Genomic DNA, 18,897 nt, shown 5'->3' with positions numbered 1-18,897 from the left:
ACGAGGTGCACGCTCGCTGCATGACCCCAAAACAGCACCAGACCGAACTTCGCGTGATCGTCGCCGGTGGAGGCCTGGGCGGCCTTGCTCTCGCCGCCGGTCTCCGCACGCGAGGCATCAACGTCTCCGTGTTCGAGCGAGACACCGACCTGGCACAGACGGGCGGCTACCACATCCATCTCGACGAGGCAGCGACCGGTGCACTGCGTGACCTCCTCGATCCCGAGCCGTTCGAGGAGGTCCTCGCGTCGTCAGCCACCACCCGCCTGCAAGGTGGCGACATCATGCGCGACATGCGAGGACGACTGCTTTACCGCAGCGCCGCCGCAGACGACGACGGCGGCGTAAACATCGATCGGATCACACTCCGACTGATCCTCGCGGATGCCGTCGGCGACGCGCTTCACCAAGGGGCGACAGTGCAGGACTTCGCTCGCAACGACGACGGAACCAACACCGTCACCCTCGCCGACGGATCCACCCACGATTGCGACCTGCTGGTTGGTGCCGAAGGCGTGCACTCGCAGATCGCGCGGTCGCTGGCCGGCCGCCCCACCAGCAAGCCAACCGGACTGCTCGGCATCTGCGGACGCACCACCGTCGCGGACCTCCCTGGCACTGCGCAGCGACTCTTCGGTCAGGACTCCGGCCTCGCCATCGGCCCCGATGGCACCGGCCTGTACATCGGGTACCACGATCCCGCCAACCAGGCTGCGGTGCGCTCCCCCGCTCGCGCACGATCCGTGACGCTCGAGCCGATCTACATCTGGGGCGCCGTGCTGTCTGAGTCGGCAGCGACCGAACGACTCCGCCCCCTCACCGGCTCCGCTCTCCGGGACGCGACGGCCGCGCTGCTGCAGGACGCCGGATGGACCTCGCCGATGCTCGACGTGATCGCCGAGTCCGAGACGGATGGCATCGCCCCGTTTCGCTTCCACGCGGGACCGCCCTATGCGAACCAGCTCGCACCCTGGCCAGCGGGCACCGTCACCGCCCTCGGGGATGCCGTCCACGCGATGCCTCCTACCGCCGGCATGGGCGCCGCCACCGCCATCCGCGACGCAGCAGACCTCGCCACACGACTCGAGGCCGCGCGCGACCAGCAGGCAACCATCCCAGCAGCCGTCCACCGCTTCGAACACGGCATGCGCATCCGCGGCGCCGCAGCCATCACCGCATCCCTCGGTCCCGTACGGATGATCCACGCATCCGCGACGCCGATCGGCCGCGTCGCCGCGCGGCTTGGACTCCCCATCGGAGCGGCACTCGCTCGCCTTCGCCAACGGACCCGCTGACACCCACAACAGCCTTCGACATGAGGAAGACCACCATGCGAGCAGCACCCACCCCCGCCTACGCGGATGCGATCGTCGTCCGCGACGCGCGTACCAACAACTTGCGCGGCATCGACGTCGACATCCCCAAGCGCCAGCTGGTCGTGTTCACCGGCGTTTCCGGCTCCGGCAAGTCCTCGCTCGCGTTCGACACGATCGCGGCCGAATCCCAGCGCCTCCTCACCGAGACCTACCCCGCCTACCTCCAGAATCAGCTGCCGCATGCCCCCCGCCCCGACGTCGCCAGCCTGCAGAACCTGACTGCAACGATCGCCGTCACCCAAAGCCCCATGGGCGTCAACCCACGCTCTACCGTGGGAACTGCGACTGACACCATCAGCCTCCTCCGTCAGCTGTTCGCCGGATGCGGATCCCCTACCGTGAGGTCACCACAGGCGCTGAGCTTCAACAGCGCCGAAGGGGTCTGCCTCCACTGCGACGGCACCGGTCACGAAGCCAGCCTCGACACCGGACGGCTCGTCAACGCGCGGAAGAGCCTGAACGAGGGCGCCATCGACTTCCCGAACTTCACCCCAGGCTCCCTCTTCTGGAAGGTGTACACACGATCGGGCCACTTCGACAACGACAAGCCGATCGGTCGCTTCACCGAGGACGAACGGCAGATGCTGCTCCACGGGACCGGCCCCAACGTCGACACCGGCAGCTACCCCATGGCATACGAGGGTGTCCTGCTCAAAATCCGGCGCCTGTACGTCAGCAAGACCCCCGAAGCACTCAAGCCGAAAGTCCGCGAAGCGCTTGCAGCGATCGCGACCGTCACCGCCTGTGCCACCTGTGACGGCACCCGACTCAACGAAGCAGCCCGAGCCTGCATGATCGGTGAGCACAGCATCGCCACAGCAGCGCGTCTCGAGACCAATGACCTCAGGGACTGGATTGCCACGCTCGAGATCCCCGAACGCCTCGAGGAGCTTCAGAAGCGACTGATATCGATCCTGACCGGCATGCAGCACGTCGGGCTCGGGTACCTCGGGCTGGATCGACCCACCAGCACCCTCTCCGGAGGAGAGGCGCAACGCATCCGTACCGTCATGCACCTCGACTCCGCACTCAGCGAGCTCACCTACGTCTTCGACGAACCCGCCGCTGGCTTGCACGCCCATGACACTGCCCGCGTCGTCGAGCTCCTGCACCGTCTCCGCGACAAGGGCAACACCGTCCTGGTCGTCGAGCACCACCCCGACGTGATCCGAGCCGCCGACCACGTCATCGACGTCGGGCCAGGCGCTGGCGCCCATGGCGGAACGATCCTGTTCGAGGGAACGCCCTCAGCCCTGATCGACGCTGGCACCCCCACCGCCGAAGGGCTCTCCAACAAGCCCACTCCGAAAACGACACCTCGACCCAAAACCGGAACAATCCCCGTCCGAGGCGCCACCGTCAACAACCTGCAGGATCTCAGCCTCGACATCCCAACAGGCTGTCTCGTCGCCGTGACCGGGGTCGCCGGCGCAGGGAAGACGAGCCTCCTCAGCAGCATTCCCCGCTCCCCGGATCTCGTGGCACTGGACCAGTCGCCCATCCGTGGCTCGCGTCGCTCAAGCATCGCCACGTTTACCGGAGCACTCGACGACATCCGCAGCCAGTTCGCGAAAGCCAACGGCGTATCGGCCAGCCTGTTCAGCCCGAACGGTGCGGGAGGCTGCCCCGAGTGCAATGGCCTGGGCGTCATCACCACCTCGACGCCCCTTGGAGACTCGCTCAGCGCGGTCTGCAGCGTGTGCAGGGGACGCAGGTTTGAAAGCGACGCGCTAGTGCATCAACTTGCGGGCCGCTCCATCGCAGATGTCCTTGACCTCTCCGTCGAGGCTGCGGCCCAAGCGTTCGAAGGAACTCGGGCCGGCGACATCCTCCGCCGCGTCGTGGACGTCGGCATCGGCTATGTCTCGATCGGTCAACCGCTTACTCAACTCTCGGGCGGGGAACGTCAGCGACTCCGCCTCGCCATCGAGCTACGACAGGCTGCCACCACCTACGTCCTAGACGAACCCACCACAGGGCTGCACGCCAGTGACGTCCAGACGCTCATCAAAGTCCTCGACGGGCTCGTCGATGAGGGCGCAACCGTCATCGTCGCCGACCACAACCTGCATCTCATAGCTCGGGCGGACCACATCATCGAACTGGGCCCCGAAGCAGGTAGCGGCGGGGGACAGCTCTCCTTCCAGGGCACTCCCCAAAGCCTGCTTCAGGCCAGGACCCACACTGGGCACGCCCTGCACCGGGTAACGCGTTGAGACCCTCTGACGGATGTGAGTGGCTGGATCAACGCCTCGAACCAGGGATCGGGGCTGATGCGGTTGAGGGACGGGGGCTGGGGCGACGTGGACCGTGACTCCAGCGCACTCGTGAGATCCGCGGCCGGTGCCGGCGTCACGCTGCTGGACACCGCCGAGATGTACAGCAATGAGGAGGTCGTAGGGAGAGCCGTCGCGGGGCTGCGTGACGAGATCACACTCTGCACGAAGTTCAGCGTGTACTGGGGTCCGTCGGGTCGATTCGACGACTGGAACGTGAGAGCCGATCCCGCTACCGCTCGCTTGGCGGTCGAAGGCAGCCTTCGACGCCTGGGCGTTGACGTGGTCGACCTCTACTACCTGCACCATCGCAGCGACGAGACCCCCATCGAAGAGACGGTCGGCGCGATGGCGGACCTTTGACAGGCCGGGAAGATTCGCACGTTGGGGTTGTCGAACGTCACGGCGGAGGACGTTCGACGAGCTCAGGCGACGCATCCGATCGCGGCAGTGCAGGAGCACTTGTCGCTGTCCGAGCGCACGGTGGAGTCGATGCTGCCGGTGCTCGTCGAGCACGGCATCACACTGGCGGCACACTCCCCGATGGGCCATGGCGACACGACAGCCGCATGGACGGTGCGGCTCCTCGCGGCGTCCGAGCTCGAAGGATTGACGCCCAACAGGTCGCCCTCGCATGGGTGCACAACCGAGGCCGCCAACTCGGCCACCCGGCAATCCCAATCCCGGGCATCACCCACCGGGGCCACTTCCTCGATAACTTCGCTGCAAGCCAGGTCACGCTCGCCGACACGAGCGTCAAACCGAAGCGTCCAAGCGACAGATAACGTCGCGAAGAGACGACTACTGTCTCCAGTCGCAGAGGTAAGCCTCGTGCACGTGCGGCCGTACCGAAACTCCTATCCAGAACCCCGGTTCGATTGCTTTGCGTACCGAAACCACCCGAAGTTGTGGCCCCACGTTCCGGTTCATACGTCGACTGAACTCCAGAAACAATCGTTTGTGGACGAAAAAGCGAGGCGAGAATTGGGCTACTCGCAACTTGATCAAAACCGATGATCGAGAGTCTGCTCGAAATCAGAATGTGTTTCGAGCAGGTCCAAACGGCGGGTGGCTTTAGAACCGTTTTCGGCCGGAGATCTCGAGCCCGCGGTGGGTCCTCGAGATTGTGCCCGTGAAGCGATCCGTCAGCGGGCGGCTTCGAGCCGACCAAATGGCGTTTTTTTGGCGGGCCCTCGCTGCTATCCGTAGGCCCTAGGCCCCTGCAACACCTGGCCGCGATAGCGTTCCATAGATGGACCACGGATGGCTCTCTACCCTTCGGAAGGACGGCTCGCCACGTCTGGCGCGCGTCTGGTTCGTGGAACACAACGGTGCTGTCTGGATGGCGAGCGGACACACCACTCTGAAGGTTGCGGACATTCTGCGCGACAAGCGAGTGGGTTTCGCGCGCGAGGGCCAACACGAAGCCATGCGCGGGGTAGCGGCCATCGTCTCCATAGATTCCGAGCCCGAGGTACAAGACCTTTTCAAGGCGGGATACGAGGGATGGGACGTTGCTGACCCCGCCATCGACGGCACGCGAGTGCTGATTCGCGCGCACCCTTGGTCGGACCCCACTCGATAAGCCGAGTGTCTGCGGCTGCTGACAGGGAATATCTCTCGAAGACAGCATCGCGTCGATCGTGCACTCGCTGTCCGTCGCCGCTGCCGGCGCGTAGTTCCCCTTTTTAAGCCGCAGCAGCGGCGGTCACCTTCGGGAGACCGGCGGCGTCCTGAAACCATCTAGGCATCTCCTTGCGTAGAGGTCTGCCCGGGGGGTGGTCCCCATCGGGCGCCGCGCCTTTATCGACGCGCCATGGCGCTGTCGATAGCGTTGGGCTCGTGCAGACCAACGATTACGACAGCTTCGCCGAGGCCTACGCTGCGGAGAATGAGAGCAACTTCGTCAATGCCTGCTATGAACGGCCGGCTGTCCTCGCGCTAGCGGGTGACGTCAGTGGCCGCGCCGTCCTCGACGCCGGATGCGGTGCGGGCCCGCTCACTGCAGCTCTCCGTGAACGTGGTGCCACGGTCACCGGTTTGGACATCAGTGCCGAGATGATTTCTCTGGCTAGGCGGCGACTGGGGAGCGATGCAGACTTGCACGTAGGGGACTTGGGTGATCCGCTGCCATTTGCGGACGCATCGTTCGACGTCGTGACCGCCTCGTTGGTGCTGCATTACCTGGAGGACTGGGCGCCAACCCTCCAGGAGTTCCGACGAGTCCTTCGGCCCGGTGGACGTCTGATCGCATCGGTTGATCACCCGATCGTGGCGTACACATTTCGGCAGCCGTGGCCGAACTACTTCACCCCCGCCAGCTACACGTTCACCTGGACGATTGGTGGGCATTCCGCTCCGATGAAGTTCTGGCGGAAGTCCTTCGGAGCGATGACCGGCGCGTTCAACGATGCAGGATTTCGACTGTCGGTCATCAGCGAGCCCCAACCCGAACCGAGTGCGCGCGAGCTGTTTCCCGATGACTTTGAGCGGCAGTCATCCACGCCTGGATTCCTCTTCTTCTTGGTAGAACTGCCGCCAATCGGCAACGAGGGTGAGCGCCCGTAAGCCGGTCGGCGTACGAACACTGACTCGTCTGCAACGTCACACCGCAGGGGGTTGTGTTTGTAGTAGCAGGGGTGCGCACAGCAGGGTAATGACGGCGGCAACTCCGGCGCTGATCACAAGCGCGAGCCCGGGGCCCGTCATGTCCGTATGTGAGCCGTATAGCGCTGCGCCGAGTGCAGCGCCAAGGTTGATTGCGGTGTTGATCCAGCTACTCGCTTCGGTCCGCACGCGCGGATCAGCGCGAGCGTCCGCCGCCAGATACCCGACGATGAGCAATGGCGCCAGAAACAAACCACTGATCGCGAAACCAACCAACGCTGCAGTCGTTCCACCGACCAGGCCGGTGGCAGCCGAAACGAGAAGCAGCACCGCAACCATCACCAGGAGCTGGCGTTCGAGTCGAAGTTGGACGACCACCCGTCCGTAAAGCAGGCCACCGGTTGCGCTAAGGGCCGAGAACAACGCCAGCAGCACGCCGCCGAGGAACGGCGCAGATTCGCTGGCCGCGATAGCCGGTGCGGCAATCTCGATGCAGCCGAGGATGATCCCCGGCGCGATCATGGCCACCACGATCGTCGGGAATCCCCGGGAGCGAAGCGGTGAGGTTGCACGCCCCGCCGCCTTATCGCCCATGATGATCGACCCGCGCTGCTGGCGCGAAAGTGGGCTCGAGACGAAGAGGACAGTACCCCCGGCCACGCAACAGGCAGACAGCACGAGGGCGGCGAGCGGGCTGACGGTGACAGCCAACGATGCGGCCAGTAGCGGACCTACCGCGAAGGTGAGCTCCTCGGCTACCGCGTCGAGGCTGAAACCGCGCGACCGCGATCCGCCTTCCGCCAGTGCTGTGGACCACACCACTCTCATCGTCGCCCCGAACGGTGGGGACGTTGCGCCGGCGGCCGCACCGAGAACCACCAGCCATGGCAGGCCCGCATGAGGGAGCATGCCCAGGGCGATCAATGCGCTGGCGTGGGTCAGGCCCAGCACCGTGAGCATTGCGCTCTGGCCGTGTCGGTCGATGATGCGTGCCCGCCAGGGTGTGGCCACGACATTGGCGAGGCCGAGTACCGCGGTGATCCCTCCAGCGATCGCGAATGAGCCGGTGGATTGCTCCAGGAGCAGCACCAGGGCAAGTCCCGAGGTCGCAAGAGACAACCGCCCCAGGATGCTCGGGAAGAACGAGCGAATGGCGTGCTGCGTGCGTAGAACTGTCAGATAGGACGGTCGATTAGAGGGCATAACGGTCTCCGGTATAGAGAGCCTCGACGCGCGCTACAAGCAGCGCGGAGGGTCATCTTCGAATGGGGCATCTGCGCGCAAGATGGCGCGCTACAGCCCGCCCGGGCCGGTGCCAAGATCTGCGAGGGGCGGGTCGCAGGACCGTTAGATAAAGGCGACGATGAAGCCGATCATGCTGGACAGGCTAGCCTGCGCGGTATTCGGCTGCGAACGAACCGCCCGTTACGGGATCCAGGAACGCACGTCGGTGAGTGTGATGTGGAGTTTCAGCGCTCGGGGAGGAGCCCGTCCACGAGGCGGGCGATAGTTGTTGAAACCTCGGTCGCCGGATCGATGGGAACGGTCAGCTGGTCGAGGATCAGGCCGGTGATCGCGTAGTGGAACAGAACGACGTGCTCACGATCGCCTGGTAGTCCCTGCTGGCGGTGGAAAGCGACGTCGGCATCGAGCCCTGAACGGGCCCAGTGTGCGAGAGCGTCGTGCACTGCTGGTCTGCGGGTGGCTTCCAGGCGCAGCTCGAACAGTGCGATCGCAGCGTCCCGGTCCGACGTCAGCCGGCCGACGAGGGCGTTCATGTAGGAGGCGAAGCCGGCCCTGCCCGCTTCGCCGATGCCGGCCTCCTCGGAGTTGGACGGCGCTAGGCGGATGCCGATGCGTTCCAGGATCGCGGCGATGATCGCTTCGCGGTCCGGGAAGTAGTTTGACGTCGTACCCGTCGGAACCTCAGCGGCCCGGTCGATTGCACGATGAGTGAGTCCGCGCGCGCCCTCTCGAGCAAGGACGGCGACCGCATGGTCGCCGAGTTCGCCACGTCTTGCATCGTTCTTCGCCATTTGACGATCGTAGGGCAACCACTACGGCTGTAGTGCTACGGTCGAAAGACAACGACACTTGTCGTGATTGGAGACCTGATGCGAGAGCTGACTTACTACGTCGCAGCGTCCCTCGACGGCTTCATCGCCGCCACTGACGGCACTTTCGACGCCTTCCTGGCCGAGGGCGACCACATGGAGGCGGTCGTGTCGGACTACGCCGACGCGCTCCCGGCCCATGTGCTGAACGCACTGGGCATTGAACCCCCGCGAACCCGGTTCGACACCGTCATCCAGGGTTGGAACAGCTACTCGGTCGCCCTCGACGTCGGGATCACGAACCCGTACTCCCATCTCGCAGAGTACGTCGCGACCCACCGCACCGACGAGCCCTCTGGTGTCACCTACACGAGCGATGCACTCGCGACCGTCCGCACGCTCAAAGCCCAGCCCGGCCTCGGCATGTACCTCTGCGGAGGAGGCTCCCTTGCAGGGAGCCTCCTGCCCGAGATTGATCGCCTGATCATTAAGAGCAACCCGGTCGTGCTCGGCGCCGGCATCCCGCTCTTCGGCGGGGTGGCTGTCGCCCCCGTCGGGTTTGCTCTGCAGAGTGCGTGGACCTTCGCGTCCGGCGTCACCATTACCGAGTACGCGCGACCGGCGCCCCAGCTCCACGAGGTATGACGCCGCGCTTGGTGGGCGTCCCGTGAAGGGATTCTCTATCGGGTAGGAAGCGTGCGTGCCAGCCCACTGCCCACGTCAGAGAGTCCGTGTCATCTTCAGCTCATCCCCGGAACCGGCTGCGACTTCGAATCCATTCCTCTCGTAGGTGCGTCGGGCGGGCTTATTCTCGGCCATGACCGTCAACTCAAGGTGCGGTGCCCCCCGCGGCTGCTGCCCATGTCACGACGGCATCGGCGAGCAAGGTCGCCACTCCTCTGCCTCGAGCTGCGGGGTCTACCCACATAGAGATGAGTTCTGCGCCGGCACCGCGCCGTGCTGCCGGCGTCCCGGTGACCATGCCGATCGGACTGCCCGTTCCTGAGTCGAGGGCCACAAGGTCGATCGCCCCTGGGATCGAGAGGCGCTTGCGCCAACGACCCTCATCAGCACCGACCCAGTCGGCCAACCGAGAGCCGAAAGCCCCCGGGGCCTCAGTCAGCGCCGCAAGCCTCAAGGAGCGCCAGATTCTCCAGTCGTTGGAAGACACGGTGATCAGTGCGATCGTCATCCGTTTACGTTAGCGACCGGAGCACGATCCCTCACTGGGACTTGGTACCGGTGCGCAGTGCTGGTGTTCGTGCGGGTTGCATGTGACTACCCCGTCGTTCTCTCGATTGTTAGATCGGCATACTGAGGTGGTGCCAATCCCGCCGCATCATGAAGCTGCATTCCTGCGGCTGACCGACGCTGCTCGACGGGTGTTCGGGACGCACCACGTCTCGGTGACCGTGCTCGATCCGGACACGTCTCGCCTGCCGCTCCTGGAGGTCCCCGGCCTCTCGGTCATCGGCGAACAATGGATCGTTGTCGAGTTCGATGGCGGCAGGAGATTAGAGCTCGATTGGGACGAGCTCGGCATCGAACGGGCGCTCAGTTTGCTCGAACGCCGGCAGCGGAGGATAGCTCTCGACAAGTCCGCTCCGGTCGGCCTACCGGGCTGGATCGAATCGCTTGTCGGTACTCGCGGCCGGGTGACCGTCCACGCTCCCGTCGCTGAGTTCGATCTGGAGGTTCGGGTCAATCCCGATCGGGGTTCTGCTCTGCCGATCTGCGTTCTTGTGCGCCACGACGGCAATGTGGTGGTTGAAAGTACTCAGCTCGGGTGGTGGACGTTCGGCGGCGACCTCAACGACGACGGTGAAGCAGCGACAAAGAACCTGATCGAGCAGATAGTGCTCTACGGCGGCAGCATCAGGCGCACATGGCGCGGTATCACCCTGCTCGACGAACACGGTGACTACTTCACCGGGCCGATTCCAGCGTCAAGGCTGCCGCTGCGGCCACAACGAATCCACTTCCGCGCCTACAGCTAGCTCAACATCGCCTTCCATAGGGGGAATTGATGACCGGTCCGAAACGGTCTGAGTTCCTCATCGTCGAAGTGGTGCCCGATAGCCGATCGCTAGGGCGACAGAACTCCAGAACATGATCCGAGAGTGCCGCTCTGAGCGCTCAGCATCAGCTCTCGCCTACTCAGCGATTGCGAGGGTCTTGATCATCGCATCCAGCAGGTCCGTGAGGCGATCGGTCGTCTCCTCCGCAGGATTCGCAGCACGCTGGCGCTCGTAGTGGGCGCGATCGGTCACTGTGCAGCCGCAGCCGCAGCCATCACAGCTGGATCCGACAGGTACTTGCTCGTCCGGTATGCATGCCAGAGACGCCCATTCCCATGCCCCAGGGAAGTGCTGCGACGACAGGACAAGCTGAGACATGGCAGCGGTAGGCTCCGGAGCATGGAGAAATTGCCGAGTTTGCACGATGTGGGCAGCCGGTTCTGGAACAACTTTGGAACGCAGGCTTTTGTCGTGCGATCCTCGAAACGGTCCGATTTCGAGATCGATGGTTTGCTATCCGAGCTCGAGCTCTGGGTTCCAATCGACACCCCGATCTACGTCGGCGACATGGTCGAGCGTGAGGACCCACGCGGCGGGGTCCTTGAGTACGCCGTCACCGACGTGAAGTTCGAAAGAGACCCGTTCGGACACGGCGATGACTATTCGAATGTGATCCTGCGAGACAAGGGCCACGACGACCGCAAATACGGCAGCACCTATAACTTCTCGATCACGGGCGGCAACAATCAGGTGTCGACGGGCGACGGCGCCTCGTTCACTCAGAACATCAACGAGGATGCCGCCGGGTTGATTAATGCCCTGAAGGGGCTTCTTGCTGCCTCTCCACGCGATGCCCTTACCGAAGAACAGCTCGAGGAGCTTGACGATGCGGTCGAAGAAGCTACAGAGCGCGCGGCGTCCACGAGCGAGAGGCCGACGGCGGTGAGACGCTCAGTACTCGCGGTGAAGGGCGTGCTCGAAGGAATCGCGACCTCAACCCAAGCGGGTGCCAACGATGCGGTGAAGGTTTGGGCCAGGGCCGGCGCGACGACGCTGCTCGGTTTCGTCACTGGCGGCTCGAGCTAGACACCGTTGCAGTTCGGAAGATAGGCGCGATGCCTGGGGACGTGCTCGGGAGGTCACCGGGTGGAATAGGAAACCCGATGCCGTGGGCCAGCCAGAAGCGGATCTCGGGACGCCAGATGAGCGTGCTCACGGCTGGCACCTCGGTTAGCGCGTCAGCCTGCTTCTCGTAGGTCTCCGTCACGTCCTGTGTTTCGCCATTGTCCGAACCTCGGGTTATTACTCGATCCAGGTCGCCATCGGTGCCCGTGAGACGATGCCTCAACGGGCAGGCATTCAGGTCGGCCAGCGCGACGGCAGCGAGTGAGGTGTCCGTACATCGCGAGATTGATGCACGTCATCGTGAAAGGAATGAATCAGCCTCCCTAGCTGCGTGCGAAGTACTCGTACCCCTCTTCCCGTGTGGTTTGCTTGGTCAAGATGCAGGTTTCGCGAAGACCACAGAAGGGTGACTGTGTCTCGATCCGCCGAGCGAGCAAACGCCATCTACCTCCGGTACGTAGTTCCCACGGTGGCATTCGTCAGCGTCTTGCTCTGCGTCGGCATGGCTGGTTTCTCTTTCGCTGGGGGCGACGCAAGACAAGGATGGATGCTGCTGGGTTTCGCAGCGTTTGGGATCGTCGGCAATGTGGGCGCTCAGATCGTCTATCGCAAAAGGAAGATGTACGAGGTCAAGTAAAAGGCGGGCAGGCACACGGCCCATCACGGGAGCAAGGCGACACCGCTTACCACGCCGACTCCTGAACGCACCTTTATTTTCACCGTCGGCGATTGGCTAGCCGACAAGCGGGAGCGGCCCACCGGGGTCGAGCAATCCTCTGGCTGGATCTATGGTTGCTCTGGGCTAATCAACTCATCGAATGGAGAAGTCGTGGCGCACTTCAAGCACCCCGGCTATCCGCTCACGATGGGTGTCATTTTGCTCGGGCTTGCAGGAATCATTCTTATTGCGCCCGGTCGCGGCAACACCGCAACCTACGGGGTCCCAAGCCTCCTCGGCCTTCCGCTCTGGGCGTTGGCCATCCCATGCGTTCTCCTCGGTTTGACGATGCTGGTGATGGGTTGGCTCCAGGTGAGGGCCCGGAAGTAACCACTCGACTCAACCGGCCGGTATTGGATCGTCGATTGGACACGAGAGACAGCGTTTACTTCGGTGAGCTACCCAGCAGAGAGACCCGTTGGGCTCGGCGCAAGAATCGAACCGACAGTCGGCCTAATGGTCTTCCCGCCCGATTGAACGACACTCGCCGCTGAAACCTCGGACTTGATGAGGTCGCTTTGGCTCAATGGGTCAAGGGCTGCAATCACGTCTAGGACAGGAAACTCGCGGCGGTCCACGAGGTAGCGAGCGACCTGGCGGGCGGCCGGCCGGGGAAGAGCGACTTCCTTCGGCATGGCAGCATCGGCGGCGATGAAAGCAGCAACGACTTCCCAGGCCATGTAGAACGTCTCTACGAACGCTCCGTCGTAAGGCACCGGACAGATAACGAGGTTGCGTCCCTCGTCCAAACGTACAAAGTCGGACTTGCCTTGAGAAGCTGGCACGAGGCCTACCCGGAGTCCCCGAGCTCCCTTCAAATCGGAGGGATTGATCTTTACGGTGGTCCCAACCCAGCGCTCTGCATTCGAGTTACCTAGGAACAAATCGGCTTTCCAGAGACCCTCAATACTTTGCGGAAGACGCGAACCGGCACCTCGAGTCCGAAAAGCAGATGCAGCAGAAGCAATGTGGCGCTTCAACAACGGCGGCTGACCGACTCTGCCTGTCAGAATTCGCGAGTCCGAAGTCAGCAACTCGGTCGCCGTTTCTATCAACTGTTGGCTACCCGCTTTTTCAACTCCGAACAAAATCGACTCGAGGTGGTCCCCAGGTACTTTGCATAGTTTGAGGGCGTCGGCAACTCGTTCCTGCACGGATGCTTCCCCACGGCGAACCGCATCGTGAACCGCGTACTCGAAACAGATGCCCGTGTCACCGTCACCCGCCCGGTGATTTCGAGCGAGCATCAGGAGTGGCACCTCCTCGTACCCACCGAGTCGATCGGCAATATCCCTCTTCAGTGAGTAGAGAACTCCCCGAAGAATCGGGCCTACGACAGCCGTAATCGCTGAGACTTCGTCGGCGACTGGGTTAAGTTGATGCTCCTCACGGATCTGCATGCGCCCAGCTTAAACGAGCCGTCATTCTTGCCCAGGCATCCGATAGCCGGTCGGCCATCGTGCATTGGTGGCTAGCATCCGAGACGACGGCGCCGTCGTTACTCCGATGCCCGTTTACCCCGCCCGGTGAAACTGCCCGCTAGGGTGCCCTATCTGCAAAGCTTTGCCCTTCGCCGACGCCCGTACGAAGGTGATATACACCTTAAACGCTTCTCGCTCAGCCGAAACTGATCGATGTCGGCGCTGACCCATTGGGGACCGCCTAGTCAGCAGAGGACGGTGACCCCGGCTGTGGTCTCGGGGTCAAGAGATGGGTGATGTCGATCGGTTGAGTGAGTGGCAGTTCGATCGCCTCGGGTCGGACCGTGTCTACGGTCATCGCGTGCCTGACTCGCCTAGGGCAAGCCGATGACGTCAGCGGTCGAAACGCCCGCCTCAGCCGCGACGTCTGCTCGGCAGGTATCAATGTCATCGGCGAAGCTCAGGTTGTCGTATCCAGAAACCGAAAAGTGAATGGTTCTGTCCCAGATCTGTCCGTCGCTTGAATCGGCCAGCCAAACATTCCAGCCTTCGGCTGCCAAGCACGCGTGCACGTCGGCAACATACGGTGCTGCGGCGCCGATCTCGCCCTTCGTCTGAGGCGGCAAAGCCGTCGTCGCGGCACCGATACCGAGCACTCCGACGAGAGCGATTCCGGCGGTGATGCCGATACGGCGGGTGCGCTGTCCGCGTTTCACTTGACTGACAACCGCGCGTTGAACGCGGCCAGCCGCCTCGGCGATATCTGTTTCTGACCATTTTATGTTCGTCATGATGCGAGCTCCTTTAGTTTTCCTGGTCTGGGTGAGCGGCCGTGTCTCGATGAGCACGAAGGAGCTCGCGCAGACGCTGCATGCGTTTGCGGGCGGCGGGCGGTTTGAGACCTAAAGCGTCGGATGCCTCATCGAATGACCGTCCCTCGACAAGACAAAGCTGGACGAGCCGACGATCGGTTGCGGTCAGACCGTCGAGCACTCCGCGGATGGACTCGAGTTCATCTATCGCCTCTCGACTGGCTCGGCTGCGGTCCCAGCCGTGCAGTGCAGGCACGGACTCCAGCGGTTCCGCCTCAGATCGCACCTGTCGTCGATTGCTTGCAAGCGCAACGTGCCGAGTTGTGACCAATAACCAGGGCAGGACAGACCGTTCGGGGTCAAACTCGCCCCGACGTCGCCATGCGATCAGTAGCACCTCTTGTGCGACGTCTTCGGCCTCGGATCGACGAGACACTATGGCCGCTGCATATCGCAGCACCGCCGTCACATGCGTCCTTGTCAACTGTTCGAAAGCAGCCACGTCGCCGCTCCGCAGGCGGGTGACGAGCGCCCGCTCGCCACTCACTCCATTGATTGTCTGTTCCATGTGCACTCCGTCGCCGTTGCCCTCAGTAGTGAAGTGCCTCGAGGGCAGCTGTTTGTGACATCGCGACAGGAAACAGTGTGACAACAGCCGCGCCCACCACGGATGACCGAAATCGATCGTTGTTGAGCGGCCGCAAGAACGAGCTTCCAGGCCCCGACATTCCTCGGCACCGACATGCTCGAAACTCGTAGCCGAAATCAAACTGACCGAAGGCTCGGCATGGGGGTCTTCGAGCAACCGCAATTTGTCGCCGAATCGGCGGTTTCCCGCGGACAGATCTCCCTACGGTGATGAGCCGGAATCGGCGATTTACGCCCTGGGCCCCTGAGGAAAACAACATGAGTGCGCGAAAAGACCAGCCAACCGTCGCGACGGTTCTAACCTCAAGCGGAACGACCTACGTCGTAGACACCGAGCGGATGACGCTCACCCGCATGCGAGCCACGTCGCCCCCATCGAACGGCGTTGAAGCCAGCGAGCTTCGGCGCGACGGCGGGAGAATCAAGATTCAGGAGATCGTCGCGCTGGAGCTGGGCAAGCGGGGGATCTTTGTCCTGGAGCCGCTCGGGCACCCGGAACTCACATTCGCCACCCTCCGCTCGACAACACCGATCGTGAGCATCGAGTGGAACACGACCGAGCAACGCCTCGAAGGGTGAGGTCAGCGATAACTCATGAAGTGCGCTTCCACTTCGCGTTCGAGCCGCTGGCGCGCTTGATCGGCAGCTCCCGCCCGTTCTCTTTCTTCGCGAAGAACGCCGCGATAAAAGTCTTCCTCGCGGATGTCGAACTCGCTCACTTTGCCAAGGAGAAGATCGGCGGCAGCGATGTCCTCGAGGCGCATGATGAGCTGCCCGCGGAGGATTTTCATAGTCCGGTCATACGACGACCCGACACTCTCGGCATACTCCCGACCCGTCATTCCCTCCCCCGCCCTCATCCGAGCTCGGATCCGGAGCGCGTAGCGATGCTGAAGCTCTGCAGCGGCACGCTGCGGGCGTTGCTCATCTGGGATGTCTTCCCGCCAACGCATGTCCTTGGCACGCCCGAACGAGGAAGGCTCAGCCGAAAAATGATGCGGCACGTAACGGGAATCACTCACCCGCAGATCGTACCCAAATCGGCAATATCAGATGCGAAGAATGAGGTTTACGTGCGAAAAAGCACTACACCGAGGCCTGTCCGCACATGAGTCATGTATGAAAACGAAACCGACCTCAAATACCGACATTGCCGCGTCCATAACGTGGCTCGTTGACGGTGAAGCACAGACCGTCATCCGCGCGAACTCCGCTCTCCTGGAGCGCGAGCTTTACCGTGCCGAACCCATCCGCGTCGGCAACCGATATCCGGGACAGCGGAACTATCACGGCACCACCCACTTCTCGAATACCGCCCAGCAAATCTGGCACGAGTCGCTCATGGAACGCACCTTCCTTCTCCACCTCGACTTCCACGAGGACGTCGTCGCGGTCGCAGCGCAGCCCATGGAGATGCGCTTCTCCGACGGCACCAGACACATCCCGGACTACCTCGCTCTGCACTCTGACCACCGCCAGGTCCTTTACAACGTCAAGCCAAAGAAACACATCACCGAGAAATACGAGCGACAGTTCGACAATGCGACGGCCATCTGCGAACAGGTCGGCTGGACCCACGAGGTCGTCAGCGACTTCGACCCGAACCTGGAAAAGAACGTCGCATGGCTCAGCAACTTCCGGCACCACCTGAACAGGCCCGCGCTACCTGCGTGGTCGCAGCTCATGGACTGCCTCGACGACGAGCCCACCATCGCCGCGGCCGCGGAAACGATGACCCTCGCCCCCACCCATTCAGCACGTGCCGCCATTTACCACCTCACCTGGACGGGCGAGCTTGAACTCGACCTCCACACCCCGATTACCGACCGCACCATCGTCCGAAAGGCCCACTGATGCTCACCATCGACCTCACTCAAACCCTTGACCTCACCGACGGCTCCTACCGCGTCACCGGCTCAACCGGGTCGCTCTACCTGCTGCAGGACCTGTCCAATGGACGGACCAAGACCATGCACCTCGCCGACATCACGGGAGCACTAGTCCAGCCGCTCGCCTGGCCGACGAACTCGCCGCGGGAACTCGAACATCTCACCCCGGCCGACCGCAAAGAGGTCGAATGGTGGGCGAACCACATCGAGGAGATGATTTCCGGTGTCCGCCCAGGACACGACACCCCGCGCAACCAATACGACCCCGAAACCACTTCCCAGAACGAGCGCATTGCCTCGAAAGTCGACGAGCTTCGGGCACTGAACGTCCCAGCTTCGCGTGCGGCACTGTTCCGGAAGAAGGGTCTCTATCAGCAGGGAGGGGCGGCGGCGCTCATCGACCGGCGCACCAAGAAAGAGATTGGTCCCCTCGACCAGGCCGACGCCCGACTCATCGAGGCAATCACCACGGTCATCGCGCAACGAGTCAAGAAGTCGACCGTCAAGAACTCCGTCCTCCAGTTCCAAGTGACCGAAGCGCTCGTCGGGAAGTACGGCAAAGAGGCTACCGAGGAGATGCTCCCCTCACGCGCCACCCTGTACCGCTACTTCAGCACCCTCGAACGCGGGAAATACACCACGGAAAAAGCAACAACCCGCCGCTCAGCCGCCAACCGTCCCCAGCGCCAGTTCGGGCACGCACGCCGGATGCTCCCCGGCCAGGAAGTGCAGGTCGACTCGACGCCGATGGACATCCTCGTGTCCGCACCAGGTTTCGATACCCCGGTGCGCCCGATTCTGACAATCATGATTGACGTCGCCACCCGAAGCATCATCGCGGCAACCATCCGCCTCGACGCCGCGCGAGGCATCGACCACGCACTTCTCCTCACGCAAGCTCTCGTCCCGACACAGAATCGTCCCGACCGCAGAGACCACCGCGCGCTCGTCAGCGCTCTGTACCCAGAACACCCACTTCTGCCCGAGGACGTTCGCGCCCACGCGGAAAGCATGCGCCCGTTCATCTTCCCGCGACGCATCATGTCCGACAACGGCAAGGACTACTTGAGCACGGTGTTTCTGTCCGCATGCAAAAAGTTCGGCATCGACCTCACCCACTCGGCCATCCACACGCCCACGGACAAAGCACACGTCGAACGCGCCTTCCAGACCATCAACACGATGTTCCTCCAGCGACTCCCCGGCTACACCGGTGACCACGTCGTCAACCGCGGACACAAGCTCGAGGAGGACGCGCTCCTCAGCATCGACCTGCTCAACGAGCTCCTCGACGACTGGATTGTCTCGGTCTACCAAAACACTCCGCACGACAGCCTTCGCGACCCGTTCGAACCGTCCATCAACTACAGCCCCAACCAGATGTACACCGGCGCCATCCAGTACTCCGGAGCCGTCGCCGTCCCCCTCAGCCGTGACGACTTCATCGACCTGCTGCCCAGCCAATTCCGCACCATCCAGAAAGACGGGGTGCACTTCGGCAACCGCACCTTCGACTCCCCCGCACTGCACCCTCTCCGCCAAACGAACTTCCGTAACACCCGCAAAGACGGGAAGTACGAAATCAAAACGAACCCGTACGACACCACCCACATCTGGGTCCGCTCCCGGGACAACACCTGGATTGAGTGCGGCTGGGTCGAGGTCGAAGCCATCTACGCCCCCCACTTCGCCGACATCGCCAAGGCCACCCGCGAAGCTCGTCGTCGCGAAATCGCCGCCCGACTCGCCGAACGCTCCACCATCGCGCGTCAGCACGCCGCCCTCACCGGCACCCCCTTCCCAGAAGGCACCACTCATCAGGCGGCCGAGCTCACGGAAGTCCCCGAGCAGGACGATTCCGACGCTGCCGCTGACGAAGACACCGCCACCCAGGCAAGCACCACATCCGCCGCCGTCAAGAAGTTTCTTGACTTCACCTTTGAGGACTGACCC

Annotated in this window: 17 protein-coding genes and 1 pseudogene; 11 read left to right on the top strand and 7 right to left on the bottom strand. The window is 63.0% G+C overall.

Features of this window, described 5'->3' with window-relative positions; genetic code table 11:
• Positions 1-20 precede the first annotated feature (20 nt).
• The 5 genes and pseudogenes from ACLHIH_RS11020 (at position 21) to ACLHIH_RS11000 (ending at position 6,220) form a co-directional block, all read left to right on the top strand.
• The gene (locus ACLHIH_RS11020; RefSeq protein ID WP_411316860.1) at positions 21-1,295 is read left to right on the top strand and encodes an FAD-dependent oxidoreductase; all 1,275 of its coding nucleotides are present in this window, start codon (positions 21-23) and stop codon (positions 1,293-1,295) included.
• Positions 1,296-1,315: 20 nt separating this feature from the next.
• A complete protein-coding gene (locus ACLHIH_RS11015; RefSeq protein WP_411316859.1) occupies positions 1,316-3,592 on the top strand; it encodes an ATP-binding cassette domain-containing protein in 2,277 nt (758 codons plus the stop codon).
• Between the two features lie 57 nt (positions 3,593-3,649).
• A pseudogene (locus ACLHIH_RS11010) lies at positions 3,650-4,669 on the top strand (aldo/keto reductase).
• A gap of 235 nt (positions 4,670-4,904) precedes the next feature.
• The gene (locus tag ACLHIH_RS11005; RefSeq protein WP_411316858.1) at positions 4,905-5,237 is read left to right on the top strand and encodes a pyridoxamine 5'-phosphate oxidase family protein; all 333 of its coding nucleotides are present in this window, start codon (positions 4,905-4,907) and stop codon (positions 5,235-5,237) included.
• A 257-nt stretch (positions 5,238-5,494) separates the two neighbouring features.
• Complete coding sequence (locus ACLHIH_RS11000) at positions 5,495-6,220, top strand: class I SAM-dependent methyltransferase (RefSeq protein WP_411316857.1); 726 nt, start codon at positions 5,495-5,497, stop codon at positions 6,218-6,220.
• Positions 6,221-6,256: 36 nt separating this feature from the next.
• Here ACLHIH_RS11000 and ACLHIH_RS10995 read toward each other — a convergent pair whose 3' ends face one another.
• Positions 6,257-7,378 (bottom strand): MFS transporter, encoded by a 1,122-nt coding sequence (locus ACLHIH_RS10995; RefSeq protein ID WP_411316856.1) that lies wholly within the window; start codon positions 7,376-7,378, stop codon positions 6,257-6,259.
• A gap of 350 nt (positions 7,379-7,728) precedes the next feature.
• A complete protein-coding gene (locus ACLHIH_RS10990; RefSeq protein WP_411316855.1) occupies positions 7,729-8,295 on the bottom strand; it encodes a TetR/AcrR family transcriptional regulator in 567 nt (188 codons plus the stop codon).
• A gap of 63 nt (positions 8,296-8,358) precedes the next feature.
• Here ACLHIH_RS10990 and ACLHIH_RS10985 point away from each other — a divergent pair, with 63 nt between their 5' ends.
• Positions 8,359-8,958, top strand: a complete 600-nt coding sequence (locus tag ACLHIH_RS10985; RefSeq protein WP_411316854.1) for a dihydrofolate reductase family protein — start codon at positions 8,359-8,361, stop codon at positions 8,956-8,958.
• A gap of 184 nt (positions 8,959-9,142) precedes the next feature.
• Here ACLHIH_RS10985 and ACLHIH_RS10980 read toward each other — a convergent pair whose 3' ends face one another.
• Positions 9,143-9,505 (bottom strand): GNAT family N-acetyltransferase, encoded by a 363-nt coding sequence (locus ACLHIH_RS10980; RefSeq protein WP_411316853.1) that lies wholly within the window; start codon positions 9,503-9,505, stop codon positions 9,143-9,145.
• 130 nt (positions 9,506-9,635) lie between these two features.
• Between ACLHIH_RS10980 and ACLHIH_RS10975 the strand changes: the two genes are divergently transcribed.
• The gene (locus ACLHIH_RS10975; RefSeq protein WP_411316852.1) at positions 9,636-10,310 is read left to right on the top strand and encodes a hypothetical protein; all 675 of its coding nucleotides are present in this window, start codon (positions 9,636-9,638) and stop codon (positions 10,308-10,310) included.
• A 420-nt stretch (positions 10,311-10,730) separates the two neighbouring features.
• On the top strand, positions 10,731-11,417 hold the full coding sequence (locus tag ACLHIH_RS10970; RefSeq protein ID WP_411316851.1) for a hypothetical protein: 687 nt from the start codon (positions 10,731-10,733) through the stop codon (positions 11,415-11,417).
• A gap of 1,155 nt (positions 11,418-12,572) precedes the next feature.
• Here the strand turns inward: ACLHIH_RS10970 and ACLHIH_RS10965 are convergent.
• From ACLHIH_RS10965 to ACLHIH_RS10955, 3 genes are all read right to left on the bottom strand, one after another.
• Positions 12,573-13,574 carry a hypothetical protein gene (locus tag ACLHIH_RS10965; protein ID WP_411316850.1) on the bottom strand — a complete coding sequence of 334 codons (1,002 nt, stop codon included), beginning with the start codon at positions 13,572-13,574 and terminating at the stop codon, positions 12,573-12,575.
• Positions 13,575-13,969: 395 nt separating this feature from the next.
• Positions 13,970-14,386 carry a hypothetical protein gene (locus ACLHIH_RS10960; protein WP_411316849.1) on the bottom strand — a complete coding sequence of 139 codons (417 nt, stop codon included), beginning with the start codon at positions 14,384-14,386 and terminating at the stop codon, positions 13,970-13,972.
• A gap of 13 nt (positions 14,387-14,399) precedes the next feature.
• Entirely contained in the window at positions 14,400-14,975 is a 576-nt protein-coding gene (locus ACLHIH_RS10955) for an RNA polymerase sigma factor (RefSeq protein ID WP_411316848.1), read from the bottom strand.
• A gap of 338 nt (positions 14,976-15,313) precedes the next feature.
• Here ACLHIH_RS10955 and ACLHIH_RS10950 point away from each other — a divergent pair, with 338 nt between their 5' ends.
• Complete coding sequence (locus tag ACLHIH_RS10950) at positions 15,314-15,634, top strand: hypothetical protein (RefSeq protein ID WP_411316847.1); 321 nt, start codon at positions 15,314-15,316, stop codon at positions 15,632-15,634.
• Positions 15,635-15,636: 2 nt separating this feature from the next.
• On the opposite strand, the gene ACLHIH_RS10945 is transcribed toward ACLHIH_RS10950, so the two are convergent.
• Positions 15,637-16,077, bottom strand: a complete 441-nt coding sequence (locus tag ACLHIH_RS10945) for a hypothetical protein (RefSeq protein ID WP_411316846.1) — start codon at positions 16,075-16,077, stop codon at positions 15,637-15,639.
• Positions 16,078-16,174: 97 nt separating this feature from the next.
• Here ACLHIH_RS10945 and ACLHIH_RS10940 point away from each other — a divergent pair, with 97 nt between their 5' ends.
• The gene (locus ACLHIH_RS10940; RefSeq protein WP_411316845.1) at positions 16,175-16,909 is read left to right on the top strand and encodes a TnsA-like heteromeric transposase endonuclease subunit; all 735 of its coding nucleotides are present in this window, start codon (positions 16,175-16,177) and stop codon (positions 16,907-16,909) included.
• Positions 16,909-18,894, top strand: coding sequence for a Mu transposase C-terminal domain-containing protein (locus ACLHIH_RS10935; RefSeq protein WP_411316844.1), 1,986 nt, complete (start codon positions 16,909-16,911; stop codon positions 18,892-18,894). The genes ACLHIH_RS10940 and ACLHIH_RS10935 overlap by 1 nt, the downstream gene beginning before the upstream one ends.
• Positions 18,895-18,897: the final 3 nt, after the last annotated feature.

Source organism: Marisediminicola sp. LYQ134 (assembly GCF_046599635.1).
GTDB lineage: Bacteria > Actinomycetota > Actinomycetes > Actinomycetales > Microbacteriaceae > Marisediminicola.
Note: the sequence above shows the minus strand (reverse complement) of the source record. Positions and strands in the feature narration are given on the sequence as shown.

What these genes read in the sequence shown, in the direction of transcription:
- ACLHIH_RS11020 (WP_411316860.1), top strand. Translation starts at nt 21, where the DNA reads ATGACCCCAAAACAGCACCAGACCGAACTTCGCGTGATCGTCGCCGGT.
- ACLHIH_RS11015 (WP_411316859.1), top strand. Translation starts at nt 1,316, where the DNA reads ATGAGGAAGACCACCATGCGAGCAGCACCCACCCCCGCCTACGCGGAT.
- ACLHIH_RS11005 (WP_411316858.1), top strand. Translation starts at nt 4,905, where the DNA reads ATGGACCACGGATGGCTCTCTACCCTTCGGAAGGACGGCTCGCCACGT.
- ACLHIH_RS10990 (WP_411316855.1), bottom strand. Translation starts at nt 8,295, where the DNA reads ATGGCGAAGAACGATGCAAGACGTGGCGAACTCGGCGACCATGCGGTC.
- ACLHIH_RS10980 (WP_411316853.1), bottom strand. Translation starts at nt 9,505, where the DNA reads ATGACGATCGCACTGATCACCGTGTCTTCCAACGACTGGAGAATCTGG.
- ACLHIH_RS10970 (WP_411316851.1), top strand. Translation starts at nt 10,731, where the DNA reads ATGGAGAAATTGCCGAGTTTGCACGATGTGGGCAGCCGGTTCTGGAAC.
- ACLHIH_RS10965 (WP_411316850.1), bottom strand. Translation starts at nt 13,574, where the DNA reads ATGCAGATCCGTGAGGAGCATCAACTTAACCCAGTCGCCGACGAAGTC.
- ACLHIH_RS10960 (WP_411316849.1), bottom strand. Translation starts at nt 14,386, where the DNA reads ATGACGAACATAAAATGGTCAGAAACAGATATCGCCGAGGCGGCTGGC.
- ACLHIH_RS10955 (WP_411316848.1), bottom strand. Translation starts at nt 14,975, where the DNA reads ATGGAACAGACAATCAATGGAGTGAGTGGCGAGCGGGCGCTCGTCACC.
- ACLHIH_RS10950 (WP_411316847.1), top strand. Translation starts at nt 15,314, where the DNA reads ATGAGTGCGCGAAAAGACCAGCCAACCGTCGCGACGGTTCTAACCTCA.
- ACLHIH_RS10940 (WP_411316845.1), top strand. Translation starts at nt 16,175, where the DNA reads ATGAAAACGAAACCGACCTCAAATACCGACATTGCCGCGTCCATAACG.
- ACLHIH_RS10935 (WP_411316844.1), top strand. Translation starts at nt 16,909, where the DNA reads ATGCTCACCATCGACCTCACTCAAACCCTTGACCTCACCGACGGCTCC.